This is a genomic window from Patiriisocius sp. Uisw_047, assembly GCF_047730165.1.
GTDB lineage: Bacteria > Bacteroidota > Bacteroidia > Flavobacteriales > Flavobacteriaceae > Patiriisocius.
The window spans coordinates 107,020-126,452 of record NZ_CP159834.1 but is presented as its reverse complement, the minus strand read 5'-3'; the positions used below and the strand labels follow the sequence as shown (position 1 = coordinate 126,452).

General features: G+C 37.8%; 18 protein-coding genes. 9 read left to right on the top strand and 9 right to left on the bottom strand.

The window, feature by feature from the left end; genetic code table 11:
* The first annotated feature begins 195 nt into the window (after nucleotides 1–195).
* Both ABXT71_RS00610 and ABXT71_RS00605 read left to right on the top strand, forming a co-directional pair.
* Entirely contained in the window at nucleotides 196–1,482 is a 1,287-nt protein-coding gene (locus ABXT71_RS00610; RefSeq protein WP_415371870.1) for a citrate synthase, read from the top strand.
* Nucleotides 1,483–1,630: 148 nt separating this feature from the next.
* On the top strand, nucleotides 1,631–2,545 hold the full coding sequence (locus ABXT71_RS00605; RefSeq protein WP_415371869.1) for a dimethylarginine dimethylaminohydrolase family protein: 915 nt from the start codon (nucleotides 1,631–1,633) through the stop codon (nucleotides 2,543–2,545).
* A gap of 197 nt (nucleotides 2,546–2,742) precedes the next feature.
* Here ABXT71_RS00605 and ABXT71_RS00600 read toward each other — a convergent pair whose 3' ends face one another.
* The 4 genes from ABXT71_RS00600 to ABXT71_RS00585 form a co-directional block, all read right to left on the bottom strand.
* Nucleotides 2,743–3,996: a DUF3570 domain-containing protein gene (locus tag ABXT71_RS00600; protein WP_415371868.1), complete on the bottom strand. Its 1,254-nt coding sequence runs from the start codon at nucleotides 3,994–3,996 to the stop codon at nucleotides 2,743–2,745.
* A gap of 116 nt (nucleotides 3,997–4,112) precedes the next feature.
* Entirely contained in the window at nucleotides 4,113–4,322 is a 210-nt protein-coding gene (locus tag ABXT71_RS00595) for a DUF4266 domain-containing protein (RefSeq protein ID WP_415371867.1), read from the bottom strand.
* A gap of 10 nt (nucleotides 4,323–4,332) precedes the next feature.
* Complete coding sequence (locus ABXT71_RS00590) at nucleotides 4,333–5,316, bottom strand: FAD:protein FMN transferase (RefSeq protein ID WP_415371866.1); 984 nt, start codon at nucleotides 5,314–5,316, stop codon at nucleotides 4,333–4,335.
* Nucleotides 5,316–5,756: a thioredoxin family protein gene (locus ABXT71_RS00585; protein ID WP_415371865.1), complete on the bottom strand. Its 441-nt coding sequence runs from the start codon at nucleotides 5,754–5,756 to the stop codon at nucleotides 5,316–5,318. Before ABXT71_RS00585 ends, ABXT71_RS00590 begins: the two co-directional genes overlap by 1 nt.
* Nucleotides 5,757–5,868: 112 nt before the next feature.
* On the opposite strand from ABXT71_RS00585, the gene ctlX reads away from it, so the two are divergent.
* Entirely contained in the window at nucleotides 5,869–6,813 is a 945-nt protein-coding gene (gene ctlX, locus ABXT71_RS00580) for a citrulline utilization hydrolase CtlX (RefSeq protein ID WP_415371864.1), read from the top strand.
* Nucleotides 6,814–7,015: 202 nt separating this feature from the next.
* Here ctlX and ABXT71_RS00575 read toward each other — a convergent pair whose 3' ends face one another.
* Nucleotides 7,016–8,449 carry an SDR family oxidoreductase gene (locus tag ABXT71_RS00575; RefSeq protein WP_415371863.1) on the bottom strand — a complete coding sequence of 478 codons (1,434 nt, stop codon included), beginning with the start codon at nucleotides 8,447–8,449 and terminating at the stop codon, nucleotides 7,016–7,018.
* 170 nt (nucleotides 8,450–8,619) lie between these two features.
* On the opposite strand from ABXT71_RS00575, the gene ABXT71_RS00570 reads away from it, so the two are divergent.
* Nucleotides 8,620–8,826, top strand: a complete 207-nt coding sequence (locus tag ABXT71_RS00570; protein WP_415371862.1) for a hypothetical protein — start codon at nucleotides 8,620–8,622, stop codon at nucleotides 8,824–8,826.
* Nucleotide 8,827: 1 nt separating this feature from the next.
* Here ABXT71_RS00570 and ABXT71_RS00565 read toward each other — a convergent pair whose 3' ends face one another.
* The gene (locus ABXT71_RS00565) at nucleotides 8,828–9,259 is read right to left on the bottom strand and encodes a hypothetical protein (protein ID WP_415371861.1); all 432 of its coding nucleotides are present in this window, start codon (nucleotides 9,257–9,259) and stop codon (nucleotides 8,828–8,830) included.
* 91 nt (nucleotides 9,260–9,350) lie between these two features.
* Between ABXT71_RS00565 and argS the strand changes: the two genes are divergently transcribed.
* Complete coding sequence (gene argS, locus ABXT71_RS00560; protein WP_415371860.1) at nucleotides 9,351–11,150, top strand: arginine--tRNA ligase; 1,800 nt, start codon at nucleotides 9,351–9,353, stop codon at nucleotides 11,148–11,150.
* Between the two features lie 494 nt (nucleotides 11,151–11,644).
* A complete protein-coding gene (locus ABXT71_RS00555; protein WP_415371859.1) occupies nucleotides 11,645–12,502 on the top strand; it encodes a hypothetical protein in 858 nt (285 codons plus the stop codon).
* Between the two features lie 186 nt (nucleotides 12,503–12,688).
* On the opposite strand, the gene ABXT71_RS00550 is transcribed toward ABXT71_RS00555, so the two are convergent.
* Nucleotides 12,689–14,170 (bottom strand): M28 family peptidase, encoded by a 1,482-nt coding sequence (locus tag ABXT71_RS00550; RefSeq protein WP_415371858.1) that lies wholly within the window; start codon nucleotides 14,168–14,170, stop codon nucleotides 12,689–12,691.
* A 203-nt stretch (nucleotides 14,171–14,373) separates the two neighbouring features.
* Here ABXT71_RS00550 and ABXT71_RS00545 point away from each other — a divergent pair, with 203 nt between their 5' ends.
* The 3 genes from ABXT71_RS00545 to ABXT71_RS00535 all read left to right on the top strand — a co-directional run bounded on the left by ABXT71_RS00545 (nucleotide 14,374) and on the right by ABXT71_RS00535 (nucleotide 18,117).
* A complete protein-coding gene (locus tag ABXT71_RS00545; protein ID WP_415371857.1) occupies nucleotides 14,374–15,360 on the top strand; it encodes a fasciclin domain-containing protein in 987 nt (328 codons plus the stop codon).
* Nucleotides 15,361–15,519: 159 nt separating this feature from the next.
* On the top strand, nucleotides 15,520–16,779 hold the full coding sequence (locus tag ABXT71_RS00540; protein ID WP_415371856.1) for a DEAD/DEAH box helicase: 1,260 nt from the start codon (nucleotides 15,520–15,522) through the stop codon (nucleotides 16,777–16,779).
* Nucleotides 16,780–16,965: 186 nt separating this feature from the next.
* Nucleotides 16,966–18,117: a hypothetical protein gene (locus ABXT71_RS00535; RefSeq protein WP_415371855.1), complete on the top strand. Its 1,152-nt coding sequence runs from the start codon at nucleotides 16,966–16,968 to the stop codon at nucleotides 18,115–18,117.
* Nucleotides 18,118–18,260: 143 nt separating this feature from the next.
* Here the strand turns inward: ABXT71_RS00535 and ABXT71_RS00530 are convergent, their stop codons facing one another.
* Both ABXT71_RS00530 and ABXT71_RS00525 read right to left on the bottom strand, forming a co-directional pair.
* Complete coding sequence (locus ABXT71_RS00530) at nucleotides 18,261–18,761, bottom strand: DUF1761 domain-containing protein (RefSeq protein ID WP_415371854.1); 501 nt, start codon at nucleotides 18,759–18,761, stop codon at nucleotides 18,261–18,263.
* A 43-nt stretch (nucleotides 18,762–18,804) separates the two neighbouring features.
* Nucleotides 18,805–19,404, bottom strand: coding sequence for a LysE family translocator (locus ABXT71_RS00525; RefSeq protein ID WP_415371853.1), 600 nt, complete (start codon nucleotides 19,402–19,404; stop codon nucleotides 18,805–18,807).
* Nucleotides 19,405–19,433 lie beyond the last annotated feature (29 nt).

Sequence of the window (19,433 nt, the reverse complement as noted above, 5' to 3'; positions counted from 1 at the left end):
GCAGGCGATCTCGTAGAGGTCGCTTTTTTTATGTATACCTAAGAGACGACTAGCATACTTTACTGGCTGAAGGATTAAAAAATTTAGCAATTATTTAACCAAACATAAGGGCCTTAGGTTTTTATAAATGGTTCAATATTTTGTACCTTGTCGGTTCCGTTTATTCGGGAATTAAACAAAAAAAGAAAAGAATATATGTCAAAAATGGCCACTTTAGAGATTGATGGAAAAAAGTACGAATTTCCTTTAATTACTGGTACGGAAAATGAAACTGCAATAGATATAAAAACGCTGAGAGGTGTTACTGGTGGAATAACTACTATTGATCCAGGATATAAAAATACAGGCTCTTGCGAGAGTGCTATTACATTTTTAAATGGAGAAGAGGGTGTGTTAAGATATAGAGGCTATTCTATTGAAGAGCTCGCTGATAAGGCAGATTTCTTAGAGGTAGCATACCTTTTGATTTTTGGTGAATTACCAACAAAAGAGCAACACGAAAAATTTCACGCAGATATAAAAGCAGAATCACACGTAGATGATGATGTTAAGAAAATATTAGATGGTTTTCCAAAAGCTGCCCATCCTATGGGAGTTTTATCATCTTTAACTTCTGCTTTGGTTGCTTTTAATCCTACTTCAGTAAATGTAGATAGTGAAGAAGAGATGTATCAGGCAATTGTTAAGGTGATGGGTAAATTTCCTGTTTTAACTGCCTGGGCACACAGAAAGAGGGCAGGCCTGCCATTAGATTATGGTGATGATACTTTAGGCTATGTAGAGAATTTTCATAAAATGATGTTCAATAAGCCTAACAGTTCTTATGAGGTAGATCCTAAAGTAATCTCGGCGATTGACAAACTATTAATATTACACGCAGACCACGAGCAAAACTGTTCTACTTCTACGGTACGTATGGTTGGGTCATCACATGCTGGTTTATTCGTGAGTATATCTGCAGGGATTAACGCGTTATGGGGCCCACTTCACGGGGGTGCAAACCAAGCGGTAATTGAAATGCTTGAGGCGATTAAAGAAGATGGTGGTGACACAAAGAAATACATGGCAAAAGCCAAAGACAAAAATGATCCGTTTAGATTAAGTGGGTTTGGACATCGTGTGTACAAAAACTTTGATCCAAGAGCAAAAATTATTAAGGTGGCAGCAGATGATGTTTTAGAGAGATTAGGAATTGAAGATCCTATTCTAGACATCGCTAAAGGACTTGAGAAAGAAGCCTTAGAAGATCCATACTTTGTAGACAGAAAGTTATATCCTAATGTAGATTTCTATTCAGGGATTATATATAGAGCCTTAGGTATTCCTGTAGAAATGTTCACACCTATGTTTGCCCTAGGAAGACTTCCAGGATGGATCGCACAATGGAAAGAAATGCGTTTGCGTAAGGAGCCTATCGGTCGTCCCAGACAAGTTTACATTGGAGAGACGCAAAGGTCTTTTAAAGATGTTTCAAAAAGATAAGAATTCTTGATATTCACGTAAACTAATTATTAAACACCTCCATTGTGAGGTGTTTTTTTTTATACCGAAATATTAATCGATTAATAAAGTGTCAAGACGATCACATTTCCGAAGTTAAATTTAAAGGAAACATTTATATTTGCTAGCTATGATTAAACTTCACGTTAATAACGAGTTTTCGCGCTTGAGAGCCGTTGTGCTTGGTACTGCAAAAACAAATGGACCTGCACCTACATTAGAAGATACGTATGATCCAAAATCTGCATTGCATATAAAAGCAGGTACGTATCCTAAAGTATCAGATATGGTAGTGGAAATCGCTGCGGTTTGCTCAATTTTTGAAAAGTATGATGTGACAGTCTACCGTCCTTCAGATATTATAGATTACAACCAGATATTCTCTAGGGACATTGGGTTTGTAATTGAAGATAAGTTTTTTAAAGCCAATATTTTACCAGACAGAGAACAAGAGTTTACTGCAATAAAGCACGTTTGGTCACAAGTGCCAGAAGAGAACAGAATACAATTTCCTGAGGAGGCGCATATAGAAGGAGGAGATGTAATGCCTCACGGCGATTATATTTTTGTAGGTACGTACAGGGGTGATGATTATGCAGATTACATTACGGCGCGCACGAATCGAGCTGCTGTAGATTTTTTACAAGAGACCTTCCCCAATAAAAAAGTGAAGTCTTTTAATTTGCGAAAGAGCAACACTGTTGCAGAAGATAATGCATTGCATTTAGATTGCTGTTTTCAGCCTATAGGGAAAGGAAAATGCATCATTCACGAGAATGGGTTTCTTGATAAAGAGGAGTATGAATGGTTGATAAATCATTTCGGTGTAGCAAATTGTTTTCAGATTGATAAGCAAGAAATGTATCATATGAATAGCAACATCTTTAGCATTAGTGAAGATGTTATAATTTCAGAAAAAAACTTTACTCGTTTGAACACGTGGTTAAGAGCACAAGGTTTTACGGTAGAAGAAGTGCCTTATTTTGAAATCTCTAAACAGGAAGGTTTATTGAGGTGCAGCACACTGCCTTTAATTAGAGATTAATAAGTGATAAAATTGATCCCGATAAGTATCATTAAAGGAAGGGGGTGAATTCTCTGTACAATCTTATGCGGCGCCTAGCATAGGTATAGTACAATAAACACGTGGTCTTTATTCAAATGGAATAGGTCTTGTGTATAATTTCATTTTGAGTCTATTGCTCAGGGAAGTTATCTCTTATTTTTTTGTGATTTTTTCTCCTAATCCATTACAAACTTTACCCCACCAGAAATCAAGAAGTAGTTGAGTCCCGTGTTTCTTTCATAGGTACTTACTTTGAGGTCTATAGATTTTAATCCAAAATCAAATACTTTAAGCCCCGTAAAAATATCTGTGTAATTAATGCCTACGCTAAATTGGTTTGCATTAAACTCAGAAAGATCAAAGTCACTGGTGTAGAATTCGTCTGTAGATAATGCTTCTGCATAGCCGTTAAAATATGCTGAAGCAGATTGCTGATAATAACGATAGCCTGGGTATAAGGTAAAACGGCCTCCTATTTTTATTGGGATTTCTAAGGATGCTGTGTTTGATGTAATCCCAAAGTCATCTGAGTAATATCTATAGTAACTTCTTAAAACAAAGGTCTCACTTAGGTAGTAATTAAAACGGCCTCCTATAGCCACCTTAAAACGAGTATCGGGTAATCGCTCAATATCGTGTGCAATAGGAAAATTTTCTGCCATAAAAATAGGCCGGTCTGCAAAGTAGATACGATGAAAAGGCGTGGACAATAAGCCTTTCTGCTGTATCAAATCTAGCGATAAAGAAAACTGTGCCTTCTTACTTAAAATCTGAGAAAATCCAAATCCAACAGAATAAGAATTACGAGCACCATCTGCAAAGCCATCTAAGGTATCAAAGTCAGTTTCGTTTTCTAATTCAAAACGTATTTCTTCAGGATAGATAATCTTCCACTGGTCTAAGTAGACATTTCCAGAAAGACTAACTTCTGTGTTTTTTTCATTAAATAGGTACGTGTAGTTTCCGCCAATACCTACCGAGGTGTAGTCGTATTCTGTAGCAAGAGAAACGTGGGCACCCCAAATGCGATTTCTGTCTGGACTAGAGTGGCTGTAACTACCATTGATATTTGCCCAAGTGTCACTGCCAGAAGCACCACTAGAAGCCACAAAAGGATCTGCTGGTTGAGCGCCATCAAAGGGACCCACATTACTAGAAGAGGCAGAAGTGTATGCAGAAATCCCCGCATCAATAGTTAATACATCACTATCATTTAATGGAATAGAAACTACAATGGTAGGTGTAAAATCTGTTAACTCTTCTGTTCCACGACCACCAGTAACGGCCGCGTTTTTCCCTTCTTGTGAGTAGTAGCTCGTCAGGAATTCTACTTCGGTGGTTTCTAATACTCTTTTAGTATAGGTTGCTGTAGAGTCTTGTGCCCAGCAGATTACTGGAAATAGCAAAAGAATGTATAGTAGGTTTTTCATTTATGGTTAGATATTGAAGCTCTGCGTATAGTTGTTCAGTAAATAGTTTCTTTAGTAGGCAGAATGAATTGGCCTATCAAGTTTATGTACGCTACGATTCATAAATTTGGGCTCATTTAATTACATCCGCAACCTCCGCCGGTCTTTCCTCCGTTAGCGCCAGAGGCAGATTCGCGGTAAATCTGAGCATTGGTATCAAAACGTTTAATAGATCGGTCGGCAAGCGCCATATCTGGATCGTTGAGGTTCACTTTTTCGTATTCTTTTACTGCCACACAAGATGTGAAGCTGGCAATACAAAGGGCAAGTAAGAGTAGTTTTTTCATAAAAACGAACTTATTTTTTCAGGTCAAGTGTAATATTCTTAGTAGTAAATATAGCACCATCCGTCGAGATAGCAATACACTCTACTCCTGGGAATTGGTTCATCCTATCAATCCCAGGTTCAATCCCCATCACAAAGACAGAGGTGGCAAGCGCGTCTGCAAGTTCTGCCTTGGGAGCAAAAACAGTGACGCTTAAGATGCCTTGTGAGGGATAGCCAGTGCGAGGATCAATAATGTGCGCGTACCTAATATCATTAAACATCACAAACTTTTCATAGTTTCCAGAAGTCACAACGGCATCTGTAATAGGTAACAATGCAAACGCCTTATTATTGTCCAGCGGGTTTGTTATTGCCACTCGCCATGGGCTGCCATTAGGTTGTGTTCCCCAAGTATTCATATCTCCAGAAGCGTTGATAATACCAGCTGCAACGCCTTTTTGTATTAAGAGTGCTTTAGCCGCATCTGCCGCGTAGCCCTTTCCTATAGCGCCAAAGCCAATTTTCATTCCTTCTCGTTTCAGGAAAACGGTTTGATCAATCTCATTGAGTTCTATACCATTATACCCAACATTTGCTACGGAAATTTTAATAACTTCATCCCTCGGCATTTGTTTCATGCTTCCGTCAAATTTCCAGATGCGGTCCATTGATGCGTAGCTAATATCAAAGGCGCCATCGGTTAATTTTGAGATGGCGATAGATCGTTTTATAAGATTAAATAATTCTACCGAAACTTTAACGGGTTGAATTCCAGCATTGTTGTTTATAAATGTAGTTTCTGAAGTTTCTTGCCAAGAGGAGATAAGGGCCTCAATTCTTCTTATTTCTGTAACAGCATCACTAATGTAAAGTTGTCCTATTTCCGAAGTAGGGGCGACTACCGTGATTGTAAAATCTGTGCCCATTAAGGACAACTCCTTGTTTACAATAACTTGGGCTTGAGAAAATGTGACAATTAGCAATAAAGCGAAGATAAAATAGACGCGCTTCATTATTTAGTGAATCCGTCTATTTCTAAAATATATGCGCTCGGTGACGTTTTAGAATAGCCTGTCTCGCCAAGAACATTGAGATTCTTGTCTAGAACCACCACGAGCGGAAAAATACCGCGTTTGTTAAAACGTTCTGCTAAGGCATTATTTTTTGCTGTCATTTCTTCAGATAAAGCGTTTTTCTTTTTCTTCGGAAAATCTGCTTGTAACATCACAAAGTGATCTTTAGCATGTAGTTTAAATTGCTCTGATTGAAAAATCTCGCGGTCTAACTTAATACAAGGTGCGCACCAGTCACTTCCTTGAAAAACCAACACGATAGGGCGGTCAGTTTTGGTAGCTGCTTTTTGGGCTGTAGCTATATCAACTAGCCATTCTTGGGCGGATAAAGATGTGGATGCAAAGAACATAAGCAAAATAATAAGAGCGGCCTTTTTCATAATAGGTTTATTTTTAGAAGACAAGGTAGTCATTTTATTGGAAATTGTAGAAGCAAAAAAAGTGCCGTAAATCGACAAAATAGAATTATTTTTGCGGAGAAAAATTATCCCTATGTCACAGATTACAAATACCATATTAATGATTCGTCCAGTCGCTTTTAGGATGAACGAAGAAACAGCTGTTAATAATTATTTTCAAGAAGATATCAATCTTAGAAAAGGAGAAATTAACACGAAGGCGCAAGCAGAGTTTGACGCCTTTGTAGTAAAACTTCGTGGTGTAGGTGTGAATGTAATTGTAGAAAATGATGATCCAACATTGGATACCCCAGATTCTATTTTTCCAAATAACTGGGTGAGTTTTCACAAAAGTGGAATGGTGGGGATGTATCCTATGTTTGCAGAAAATAGAAGACGCGAGCGCAGAGAAGAAATATTCATTCGACTTGAAAAGGAAGGCTTCCTCGTAGAAGGGTTTATGGATTACACCATGGCAGAAGAGGAAGGATATTTCTTGGAAGGTACTGGGAGTTTGCTTTTAGACAGAGTACATAATAAGGTATATTGTGCTATCTCGCCAAGAGCAGATGAAGAGCTTGTGATAGAGTTCTGTGAAGACTTTGAGTGTGATCCTGTACTTTTTACGGCGAACCAAGATTATAAAGGACAACGCTTGCCTATCTATCATACTAATGTCATGATGGCACTAGCAGAAAATTTTGCCGTGATTTGTCTTGACTCCATAGACGATAAGCACGAGAAGAAACACGTGATCAAACATCTTAAAGAAACTAAGAAAGAAATCATTACTATCACAGAAGAACAGATGCATCATTTCGCTGGAAATATGTTACAAGTTCAAGGTAAGGATGCCAAGTATATGGTAATGAGCGAGGCTGCAAGATCGAGTTTAAAGCCGGATCAAGTAAAAGCGATACAAAAGCATTGTAAGATTTTGAGTAGCGACCTTACCACAATTGAAACCTGCGGTGGCGGAAGCGCAAGATGCATGATGGCAGAAGTTTTTCTTCCTAAAAAAATGGCAGTTGTAGTTTAATTATACGGTAGCAGTTGGAGTAAAAAGAAATAAAAATATTCTGAGCATTGCCGAAAAAGCTTTCACCACACCCTAAGTGTAGCTTATTCTCTAAAATTATAGCATTGAAATGTTTTGATTAAGTTGCGGCTAATGGGGTGAAAAATCTCGATTTCACTTATTATTTAAAGATTGAATAATTTAAAAGGACAAATACCCCAAATCATTTTTCTTTATAACTCGCTATGCGTTTTATCATATTTCCGAAGATAAAAAAATGGAACGGCAACATACTGTACCAATAGATTCTACCAAATAATCCCTTAGGTCTAAAGGTGGCAGTCTGGTGTAGCACGTTCTCTTTATCTATTTTAAATTCTAGCCAAGCTTCGCCAGGAACAAGCATCTCTGCAAAGAGCAGTAACCGTTTGTTTTCCTTATCTGCAAGAATCACTCTCCAGAAATCTAAGGCGTCCCCTTCATAGATTTTAGTAGGATGCGTGCGACCACGCCGTAATCCTACACCCCCAAAAAGCTTATCTACATATCCGCGTATTTTCCATAACCAATCTCCATAATACCAGCCACGTGTGCCGCCTATTGCCCATATATTTTCTAGAGCAAGCGATGGATTGTCTACTTTAATTTTTTGTTTGTCACTAACACAACCGTGGTCAGGTACTTCTATATACTGCTTTAAATCTTTGCGAAATCGACCACTTACCATGCTGTCCTTCCAGCTTGAAACAACTTGGTTTTGCTTAATTTTTTTAAAAGCCAGTTCGATCGCTTTCACATAAGAAAGTGGCGTTACGTCAAGCATTTCTTGTAATCGTTTATCTTTTGTGATGACTTCAATGCGCATACTGTCTACTAGGTTTAGTGCTAATTTATATGAAGTAGAAGTCACGAAATAGAGCCAGTAACTGGATAATTTAGGAGATAAAAAAGGAATGGTAAATATGCTAAGATTGATTTTTCTGAATTTTGAATACTCCAGCATCATCTGTTTATAGCTCAATACATCTGGGCCGCCTATATCAAATGAATCGTCATAACATTTTTCATTGCCCAAAACTCTAGTTAAGTAGGTGAGCACATCACGGATGGCAATAGGTTGACATTTCGTTTTAACCCATTTTGGCGTAATCATAATAGGCAGCTTTTCACAGAGATCTCTAATTATTTCAAAAGAGGCACTCCCGCTACCTACTATAATTGCAGCTCTTAGTACCGTTAGTTTTGCATTTCCTTTGGATAAAATGCGCTCTACATTTTTACGGGACCATAAATGTTTACTTAGGTTTTTCTCGTTAGCGATCCCACCAACATAGATAATCTGTTTACACGCAGTAGGTTTCAGGTATTCATTGAAATGTTGTGCCGCTAGTTGTTCTTTCTCATCAAAATCTTCTGTGGAGGAGCTCATCGAGTGGATGAGGTAATACGCCGCATCGAGATCTTTGGGCAGCACATCATCTTTAACCGGTTTTAAGAAGTCTATAATGACAATCTTTATTTTGGTTTGCATTTCCGAAGAGATAGAAAGTCTATTAGCGTCTCTTACCGCACAGATTACCTCGTGCCCTTCTTCTAGTAGTAATGGGAGCAATCGCATCCCTATATATCCATTTGCCCCTGTGAGTAGAATTTTCAATGATGGTGATTTTGTTTAAAGATACGAAAGCGCTAGATTGTTTTAAGTTCAGAACAACTAAACTCTTGTTAATTATCGTGGTAGGTTGTTTTCATTTTAACATAAATTCTTCTCTAGCCAAGATAATTATCTGCGATATTTGCTTTTAACCAAATTTAATATTCAGACAAATGAAAATTCTCAAATTAATATTAGTGATCGCGGGCGCAGTTCTAGTAGGGTTTGGGTTATACACAGGCTTTGTGCCGCAAGAAGTATTGGATAATGGTTCTATTGCAGTAAGTATAAAAAAGGGATTGAACGATCAGACCCTAGGAATGATAGGCTTAGGAGTTGTCGCTCTTATTGCTGGTGCTTTTTTAGGAAGCAGCAACTAACTTATAAATCTTCTATACGCTCAGGAGCAACGTTGTTTTTTGCTTCGATTATTTTCTGCATAAACTTGTGCGTACTACGATCCTTTGCTTTCGCTTCAATCTTAATAAAATAGTTATCTCTGTAGATAGAATATTCTTCTGCCCGTCCTTTATAAAGGACTAGCTTGTAATAAGGAATTACGAGGGCGTAACTTTCTAAAAGCGATCTAAAACCCACGATAATGCCATTAGGACGCAACTCTATATTGCATTGGTTTCGGTTACTATCTAAGATGAGAAGGTTGTGTATTTGTATGCTCGTTTCAGTAATAATCAATTTGCTGCTGCCTATTCCTTTTAATCTGAAACGTTCCTTTAAGGTGTAAGGCATACCTACCTCGAGATCTACCTTTCTACTCACGGCTTTATTACTATAAGAAACATTTACTAGCATATACTTAATTTTATCAATGTTATAAAGATACTAAGAACAAATAGTAAACTCCAAAAAAAACTATCTTTGCATTCTTAAATAATACATAAAAATGACCTTACACGATACCCTTTCTTTAAAAACAAAAGAAGCCATTTCGAGTATATATAGCGCAACCATAGAGACGGTGGAGTTTCAAGCGACTCGCAAGGAGTTTGAAGGCGATATCACGATTGTGGTATTTCCTATGTTACGAGTAGTAAAGGGCAATCCTTTGCAAATAGGCGAAGCTATTGGTAACTACCTTTTAGAAAATGTACAAGCTGTGGTGCGATTTAATGTGGTCAAAGGGTTTTTAAACGTAGTTTTAAGTGATGCTTATTTCTTAGATTTCTTCGGAAATGTACCAGATTGGAGCACTTTTGGGACAAAGCCACAAGGCGATGAAGCGATGATGGTAGAGTACGCTTCACCAAACACAAACAAACCTTTGCACTTAGGTCACGTAAGAAATGTATTACTAGGCTATAGCGTAGCAAACATCGTAAAGGCGGCTGGAAAAAAAGTATATAAAACTCAAATCATAAACGATCGCGGGATTCATATCTGTAAAAGTATGTTGGCTTGGGAACGTTATGGAGATGGCGAGACGCCAGAATCAACAGGGTTAAAAGGGGACAAGCTGGTAGGAAACTACTATGTGAAATTTGACCAAGAATATAAAAAAGAAATAGCTGCACTAGAGGCAGAAGGCAAAACTACAGATGAAGCAAAAGCAGAAGCGCCACTTATACTACAAGCTCAAGTAATGCTCCGCAAATGGGAAGCAGGCGACACGGCAGTGGTTGATCTTTGGAAGATGATGAACGAATGGGTGTATAAAGGTTTTGATGCCACTTATAAAGCCATAGGGGTTGACTTTGATAGTTATTACTACGAGAGCAAAACGTATTTGCTAGGAAAAGAATTTATTGCAGAAGGATTAGAATCCGATGTGTTTTTTAGAAAAGAAGATGGTTCTGTATGGTGTGACTTAACAGCAGAGGGACTGGATGAAAAAATTGTGTTAAGAAGTGATGGTACTGCGGTATATATGACACAAGATATTGGGACGGCTATCCAGCGTGTTAAAGATCATCCAGATGTAAATGGTATGATTTATACTGTTGGTAATGAGCAAGAATATCACTTTCAGGTCCTGTTTTTAATTCTAAAAAAACTAGGTTTCGAGTGGGCAAAAAACTTATTCCACTTAAGTTACGGAATGGTAGACCTGCCAAGTGGGAAAATGAAAAGTAGGGAAGGTACGGTGGTAGATGCAGATGATCTTATTGCAGAGATGGCAGCTACGGCGCGTGCTATTTCAGAAGATCTAGGGAAGATAGATGACTTTAGTGAAGAAGAAAAGACGGAGCTTAATCACACGATAGGTCTTGGTGCTTTAAAATATTACATTCTTAAAGTAGATCCCAAAAAACGAATTCTATTTAACCCAGAAGAGAGTGTAGATTTTCAAGGAAATACAGGGCCGTTTATACAGTATACCTATGCACGTATTCAGTCTATTGTTAGAAAAGGCGCCTCCTACGGCCCGGCAGCTATTCGGACCGCTGAGGGTGCGGACGGTTTTGAAAATTATACGCTAGAGCCTAAAGAAAAAGAAGTCGTAAAATTGTTACAGCAATTTCCAAATGCGATTGAGGTGGCAGCAGCTAATTATAGTCCAGCCATCATCGCAAATTACACATATGAACTCGTAAAAGAGTTCAATTCCTTTTACCAAAACGTGCCTATATTTGCCGCAGATAGTGAAAAAGACATCCAGTTTAGAGTGGCTCTTTCTGGTGCTGTAGGTGATGTAATTAAAACTGCTTTTGGCTTGTTAGGGATTGACGTGCCTGACAGGATGTAGTGAGGCTATACGCTCTATATCTATTTATAAATTGTGATTGGTCTAATTATATAAAAGCAGATATAATCACTTTCTACAATAAAAGAATACACGCATAAATCTAAGTCCCGCGATAAGGTTGGGTAAAAAGTTTTAAAAGCATTGCAATAAATATATCTCGGTTATTAGAGTTCTACTTTTTTGGTCCAATTAATATTTTAAATTGGAATATGCAACGCTAGTATAGTGATTGGTTATTAGGGTGTTTAAGCACTTAGTTTAGTAAACAAATAATTGACGGTCAAAGCAATAGACGATAGACGGTGTTGCCATTAGTTTTTATCAGTAGATAATTCTTCAGGCCATTTGTCATTATTTTATTTTGTAAATTATTCGTATTACAATAAATAATTTCTTTCAAAATAGACTATGTTTACTTTAAATTAATCAATACTAGGTTTTACTTTTTTGTTTATTGGGTTTTACTCTAGTTAAATTTAATGAAAACAATGTTTTTGAAAACAACGACACTCAAAGCTATTGCCTTAACGGTTTTATTCACAAGCTTTACGGTATGCGCTCAAGTAGGTATCGGTACAGTAACACCAAAAACAACTTTACAGGTAATTAGTGATGCAGCAACAACTACCACAGCTGATGGCATACAGGTACCTACCTTAAGCCTTGCTCAGCTAGATGCGAAGGTAGCTGCATACGGTGTAGACCAAGACGGAGCAATAGTTTATATTGATGATGTATCTGTGGCTTCAACAAAAACCGAGACAATTTTCATTACGGGTAAGGGGGTTTACTTTTATGAAGCTACCGCTGATTTATGGTACAAACTAAATAACTCGGGCTGCGGTCTTTCAATAGGGGATTCCTATTCTGGCGGCATTATCTTTTATCTTGACGCCTCAGGTTGTCATGGTTCGGTTTCTTCAAAACCGGAGCACGAAGGTAATATACGCTGGCACGCTGGTTCTTATGAGGATACACAGGCGAAGGGAGATGGGCTTTATGCAGGGAAAGCAAATACTTCTATTATTATTGCAGTTCATGCAGGTTTAGGTGGTGATAATCAGACATATGCTGCACGTATTTGTAATGAATTGCAAGTTTTAGAAGATGGGATTAGTTATGGAAATTGGTATTTACCCTCGTTATATGAGTTGAATTTAATGTATGAAAACATTGGTCCAGGTGATTCTTTAGGATTAGGGAATATTGGTGTTTTTATAAATAATTTCTACTGGAGTTCTACGGAGTATACCTTCATTAACCCATGGTGTTTGAAATTCAGCGATGGTGTAGAGTACAACAACCTCAATAAGGTCAACGCATTCGCCGTTCGTGCAGTTCGAGCTTTTTAATTATTTATTTAAAAGTCGAATAAGGGACTCGTTTATTAAAAATGGCATTACATACGGAGTACTCTATACTGCAAGAGTAAATTTGCAAGTATCCTCAGCAACTACCCTTTGGCCTATTGTTCTGTTCTCTACATTAAAGTTTACTTTATTTTGGGATAAATAATGGCAGCTAACGGCCCTTATATCCTACTTCTTCCCATAAAGCATCTTTCCAGCCTCCTCATATTTATCACCCTTCGTCCAAACAGGAGTCGTAGGATCATTCCCAATGCTTCTTCCTGCCATTACATAGGAGCTAAAAAATTTAAATAAGTATTCGTAATCTAAGGTGTTTGCTTCGTCTCCTGGTCTGTGGTAGTATTTTGTTACGTCTCCATTAAAGGCAGTAAAACCTAAGGAGAACGTAGGAGCAGGGATACCTGCTTTGGCAAAATGTACATTGTCGCTACGGTCAAACAATCCTTGCTCTGGAGCAGGATCATCGATAGCTGTCAAGCCAAAAGCTATAGCAGCTTCTTTAATATGTTTCGATGCCGTCGTTCTCTCTAATCCTATAATCGTTGCCACAGTAGTGTCATTGTATCCTGCATTGTCACTGTTAAAGCAATAGACCATTTGGTTTAAAGGTAAAACAGGATTTGCTACATAGTATTCGCTACCTAATAATCCTTTTTCTTCTCCCGTAAACAGAATGAATAGTGCCGATCGCTTGGTCGGGTACTTTGCTAAGTTCTGCGCCATACTCAAAACCGTCGTCGTTCCTACGGCATTGTCTCTCGCTCCGTTATAATTGTCATCTCCCGTTTCGTCTGGCGCACCAATGCCTACGTGGTCATAATGTGCAGCGTAAATAATGTATTCGTTTTTAAGTTTTGGGTCTGTACCTTCCACAATGCCTATCACATTTTGAGAAGTAATAGTTTCTTTTACCGCTTCTGAAATATTAATATTTGCAACAATCGCTCTGTTTTGAGAAAGCTGTGTCGCCAGGTCACCTTCTTTGTCTTGTGCCCAAACATACGTAAACTCGCTTTCCATTTTTGAAGCATCATTACTTGCGACACTCAAAGAAGGTCTATTAAAGTTATGATCAATAAAATCCCAGATTTGATCTTCTGCTTGTATTAATTCTATCAATCCTTTGGCACCTGCTTTCAGTGCCAACTCCATTTTTTCGTTACGTAAACTAAAAGTAGCTCTTGTATCTTGCGTTTCTGAACTTCCGCCTTTTATAATGAGTACTCTTCCTTTGGCCTTGATGTTTATGTAATCGTCCTTTAAACCGTAGCCTGCGTAAACAGCGTTATCGTTGTATTGTAAACCAGACGCCTCAAGTGCCACTATCTTTTCTAAACTCATCGCATTTAGTTTCACCATTTTATCCAATGGCGGACTTACCTGCTGTAATGCCACCGGCTGATAATAATCTCCAGTTAGCGGGTTTGGTTTCACTCCATAGCCACGTAGCGTGTTTGCTAGATAAGAAGCTGCTATTCTATTTTCTTGAGTTCCGGTCATTCGTCCTTCTAGTAAATCGTCTGCTAGAAAATAGATATGTCCTTCTATTTGAGATTGAGAAACAGTAGCCTGTACTTTTTCTTTTTCAGATTGCGCATTGCTTATTGCTGAAACAGTAATGGCTAGAAGTAGTAGGATTAGTTTTTTCATGTTTGGTTTAATTTGACTTAAATATAATAAGATTATTTTATTTTTATCGCGCTGATTGATGCTTTTAGAATAACTACACTACAATATTAAAGAAATTCACCATACCCATTAAAATAGTTAAACTAGTCACAATTATGATTTGTAATTATTTCTTCTGTTTAATGATAGTTAGATTTGTTTAAACAAAAAAAAATAAAACGATTATGAAAAATTTATTAAAATTCACCTTAGTATTGTTTTTGACAATTCCATTCGCCTCTTGTGGAGATGATGACGATGTGGTTGTTGTCTTGCCGGATACAAATACGATTGCAGATTTTGTAGCTGCTAATGAGGATTATTCTTCTTTAGGCGCTGCCTTAGATGCTGCTGGATTAACCGCAACACTAGATGGGACTACAGAATTTACTGTATTTGCACCCAACAATGCTGCGTTTTCAGATTTCTTAACAGCAAATGGTTTTGCAAGCTTAGGAGATGTGCCAGTACCACTATTGACAGAAGTATTATTAAACCACGTAATTGCTGGTAAAAATGAAGCGGCAAATTTAACGACAGGATATGTAAATACCTTAGCGACTTTTAATGGTGAAGCAGATGCAGCTTTAAGTATGTATCTTAACATAACAAACGGTGTTACCATTAATGGTGGTGATGCAGTCTCCGGTGGAGCAACAGTAACTGCAGCAGATGTTGCAGTAGACAATGGAGTAATACACGCTGTAAACAAAGTAATTGGATTGCCAACGGTAGTGACTTTTGCCTTAGCAGATTCGGCTACATTTTCAACACTAGTAGCTGCATTGACGAGAGCTGATCAGCCAGATTACGTAACTGTATTGACGGATGCAAACGGAGACGATGGTAATGCGCCATTTACTGTATTAGCACCTACTAATACTGCTTTTGAAGATTTACTAGAAGAACTAGGGGCAGATAGCTTAGCAGATATTGAAGGGGCTGTTTTAACTGCTGCCCTTAATACGCACGTAATCGCTGGAGCAAATGTAAGAGCCGAAGATTTAACAAATAGTGTAGTGTCTACTTTAGGAGAAGACATTACTATAGACGCTACAAACGGAACAGTAACTGATAATAATGGTAGAGTAAGTACTATCATTGTTACAAATGTACAAGCTGCAAACGGAGTGGTACACGCGATAGACACGGTTCTTTTACCTACATTATAATAAAGCATTATTAATGTGATTAAGAGCCATCCTATCAGGGTGGCTCTTATTATTTTAAGGTTTATCTTTTAATCGTAGTGATGTACCTTTTATCGACTATCTTTGCATTTCATAAAGAGATGACCTTTGCTACATTGAGTTATTTCTCAAAAAAAACATATGTCATTTAAAGATTTAGGGCTCTCTGATGCCTTGCTAAAAGCTATTAGCAAAAAAGGATACACTACTCCAAGCCCGATACAGGCAAAAGCAATCCCAAAAATATTAGAAGGTAAAGATGTATTAGCATCTGCACAAACAGGTACGGGTAAAACAGCCGGTTTTGCATTACCTATGCTTCACATTATCACTCAAAAACCTTTTCAGAGACAGCGTCCTGTAAAGGCTTTGATTGTGACACCTACTCGCGAACTCGCAGCACAGATTCTTAAAGAGATTAAAGAGTACTCAGAGTTTACAGACGTGCGCTCTACAGTGATTTTTGGAGGTGTAAACGCAAACCCACAAATAAGAGCACTAAGACAAGGAACAGATATTCTTGTAGCGACTCCAGGCCGATTATTAGATCTACACTCTCAAGGTGTTTTTAATATGAAGCAAGTAGAGTTCTTGGTGCTTGATGAAGCAGATAGAATGCTTGATATGGGCTTTGTGCGAGATATTAAAAAGATACTTGCTTTGCTACCATCAAAAAGACAGAATCTATTGTTTTCTGCAACCTTCTCAAAAGATATTAAGAAGCTTGCGCAAACGTTTTTGAACAATCCGGTATTAGTAGAAGCGGAACGTCAAAATAGTACTGCAGAAAAAGTAAAGCAAACTATTTATAGAACTAACAAAGCTGATAAGACAGATTTGGTTATCAAGTTAATAAGCGAAGGAAACTGGGAACAGGTGCTTATTTTTACTAGAACCAAACACGGAGCTAATAGACTTGCCGAAAAACTTGATAAAGCAGATATCAAATCTGCGGCGATTCACGGAAACAAAAGTCAAGGAGCGCGAACTAAAGCGCTTGCTGGTTTTAAAGACGGAACTGTGCGCGTATTGGTTGCCACAGACATTGCAGCACGTGGCCTCGATATTCCATTATTACCACACGTTATTAATTATGAGTTGCCTAATATACCAGAGGATTATGTACACCGTATAGGGAGAACTGCCAGGGCAGGAGCCAGTGGTGATGCTATTTCTATAGTGAGTGTAGATGAGTTTGAATATGTAAGAGGAATTGAAAAACTCTTAGGTGAAAAACTAGAATCTGTGAAGATGGAAGGTTTTGATCAAACTGATAATTTGCAAGATGTTTTAGATAAACAAGCAGCTAATAAAGCACAACATCAACAATCCCGTCGTAACAATCCACGAGGTGGCGGTAATCGCGGTGGTGGTTCTAGAAATAATAATCGTCGTAATTAACGTTTGTTGTTTTCTTTGAAAATATTCTAATTTGAAACACGCACTTTAATTTCAAATGGAGCGAGTAAGAACATAACATTATTGAAAATCGAATTTTAAATGGCTCCATCTGTAACATGGAGCCATTGATTTATACCTATATTTTTAAATAAAAGAGAATTTTCTAGGAATCATATAAAACACCTCGTGACACATAGTATCTTTCAAAAAACTTCAGACATCCCAAGCCAAGATTGGGAGCAGGTGCTTGTAGCTTATAATCTCTATCTTTCCATCCCATATTTAAAAATACTAGAAGAGACCTTGCAAGACCAAGTCTCTTTGTTTTTCTGTGTCAGCTATCAACATGGATTGCCGGCGCTAATCACGGCTTTTCAGTTAGTGACTTTTGTGGATAGCCGCGAACAGACGAGAAGTTCTTTCATAAAATTATTTTCAGAAACAAAAAGTAAGCGCCATCCTTTTAAGATGAATATGCTCGTCTGCGGAAATGTCTTTGCGGATGGCGAACATGGATTTGTCGCTACAGAGGCTATTTCACAAGAAGAAGTGATAGAAGAATTGGTTGCTATTTCAAAAGAGATAGAGAAGCGCTTTAGTCCACATAAGAAAATATCTGTAAGCCTATTTAAAGAATTCTGGCCTTCATCTGTTGTGATGATGGATGGATTGTTAGCATCTCGTTTTAGGGGGTTTAATATCGATGTCAATATGGTGCTCGATATTCATGCATCTTGGAACACCTTTGATGACTATTTACAGAGTATGAAAACAAAGTTTAGGACCAAAGCTAATAGTGCTTATAAGCGATCTAAAGATGTCGAGATGCGATCGTTTTCTTCTTCAGAAATTACTACGAATAGTGACCCCGTAGATGTCTTGCTCGCCAATGTTTTAGATAAAAGTGAATACAGTTTTGGCCGCATGGATGCAGGCGTTTTTGCCCAGCTAAAGAGAAACCTAAAAGATGATTTTTCTTTTATGGGCGTTTATTTGGAGAACAAACTCGTAGGTTTCAGTATTGCGTATTTTCATAAAAATATTATGGAAGCAGGATATGTAGGATTAGACTATACTGTAAATGTAGATTATGCGGTCTATCAGCGCATATTGTATAATTATGTAGAACAAGCCATAGAGCGAAAGGCAAGCCAGCTGCAATTAGGGAGAACCAGCGAGTTAATAAAAAGTGCTCTTGGCGCACGTCCCGTAGATATGAAATTGTACGCAAAGCATAAACTCCCACTCACAAACTTGATTATGGGTGCTGTATTAAATAAAGTAACTCCTAGTCATTACGAGCTAAGAAGACCCTTTAAGAGTGGGTTTGAAGTTTAAGATTAGGTCTAAGTAGTAAGATCAAGACCACTTCGCTGAAAAAAGAAAGACTAAAAAAAATGTTCGAGAAAATATTCCCGAACATTTTTGATTTAAGCCTATTGCTAAACTCATTTTTTTTTACTGCTACTGTCAACTGTCGTTTATCCCCATTGGCATACAGCTCCGCCCATAAGCGCTAGTGTAATAATCCAGTATCCTCCATTTATAATTCCATATTTAAAGCCTTTAGCTTCAAAGAGGCCATTGATCATTAGAACAGGAAGTGCAAAGAACACGCCTATAAGTCCGCCATGAAGAGCACCGTGTTTAAAGGTTCTAAAGCTACCGCCGTAGGTTTCCATAAATGCGGCTATTTGTGTCATAATAGCAGATCCTTCTTCGCCAAATCCTGGCTCGTTTGCGAGCAACGAGTAGTAGTCCGTTTGGTGAACGGTAAACTGGAACAAACTGAAGGCAATGAAAAAACTAAGTATAAGTGCAGCGATAAAAATGACTACCGTATTGCTTTTTTTTAGTTGTTCTTCGGTCACTTGTGCGGCTTTCATCCATACATTCCCAAAAACTTTTGGGTGGTAATAAATAAAGCTCATTAACATGGGGATGATCGCAGTTAAGGTGATCACAATAAAGTTTGGAATCATAACATAGTGGTTTTAAGGTTGGCTTAAATATAATAATTTCAAATTAAAAGAACTCATAGAACAAACGAAGACCAAGCAGTATAATGATGATTCCTAGGGTGTTAAACGTTTTTTGAAGTACGGAAGGGCGTAATAATCTTCTTAGCTTTTCAGCATAAAAAATCTTTAAGAGATCTGTTAAGAAAATCACCGCCAGTGTTATTGTTAGTGAAGTGATTACGGAAGCAGAGCTTGAAAACTGTTCTTCATTAATCGCTAAAAACCCCACCCAAACGGTTGCAACAAATGGATTTATGAAATTAAGAACAAAACCTTTGGTGAAATGAGCCCAGAGCGACCCCTTAGATGCACTTTTGGCTTCAGAAATATCACGCTTTTTGATTAGGTAACGAATACCAATCATTACAAGTAGTGTCCCGCCAAAAAATGCAAACCACCTAACGAAAACTTCATTTTCAAATACCTCTGAAAAACCAAAGAGAAGCAATACTACATATAGTATATCACCAATAATAATCCCAGAAGCAACCGCTACTCCCGCTTTTTTGCCAGAAACTATTGCTGTCTTGATGAGGTAGAAGAACACAGCACCAATAAAAACAAGTGTGCTAAGTCCTAATAAGAATCCAGTTATTATTTCCATAAATTAAGTAGTATTAACTATAAAATTAA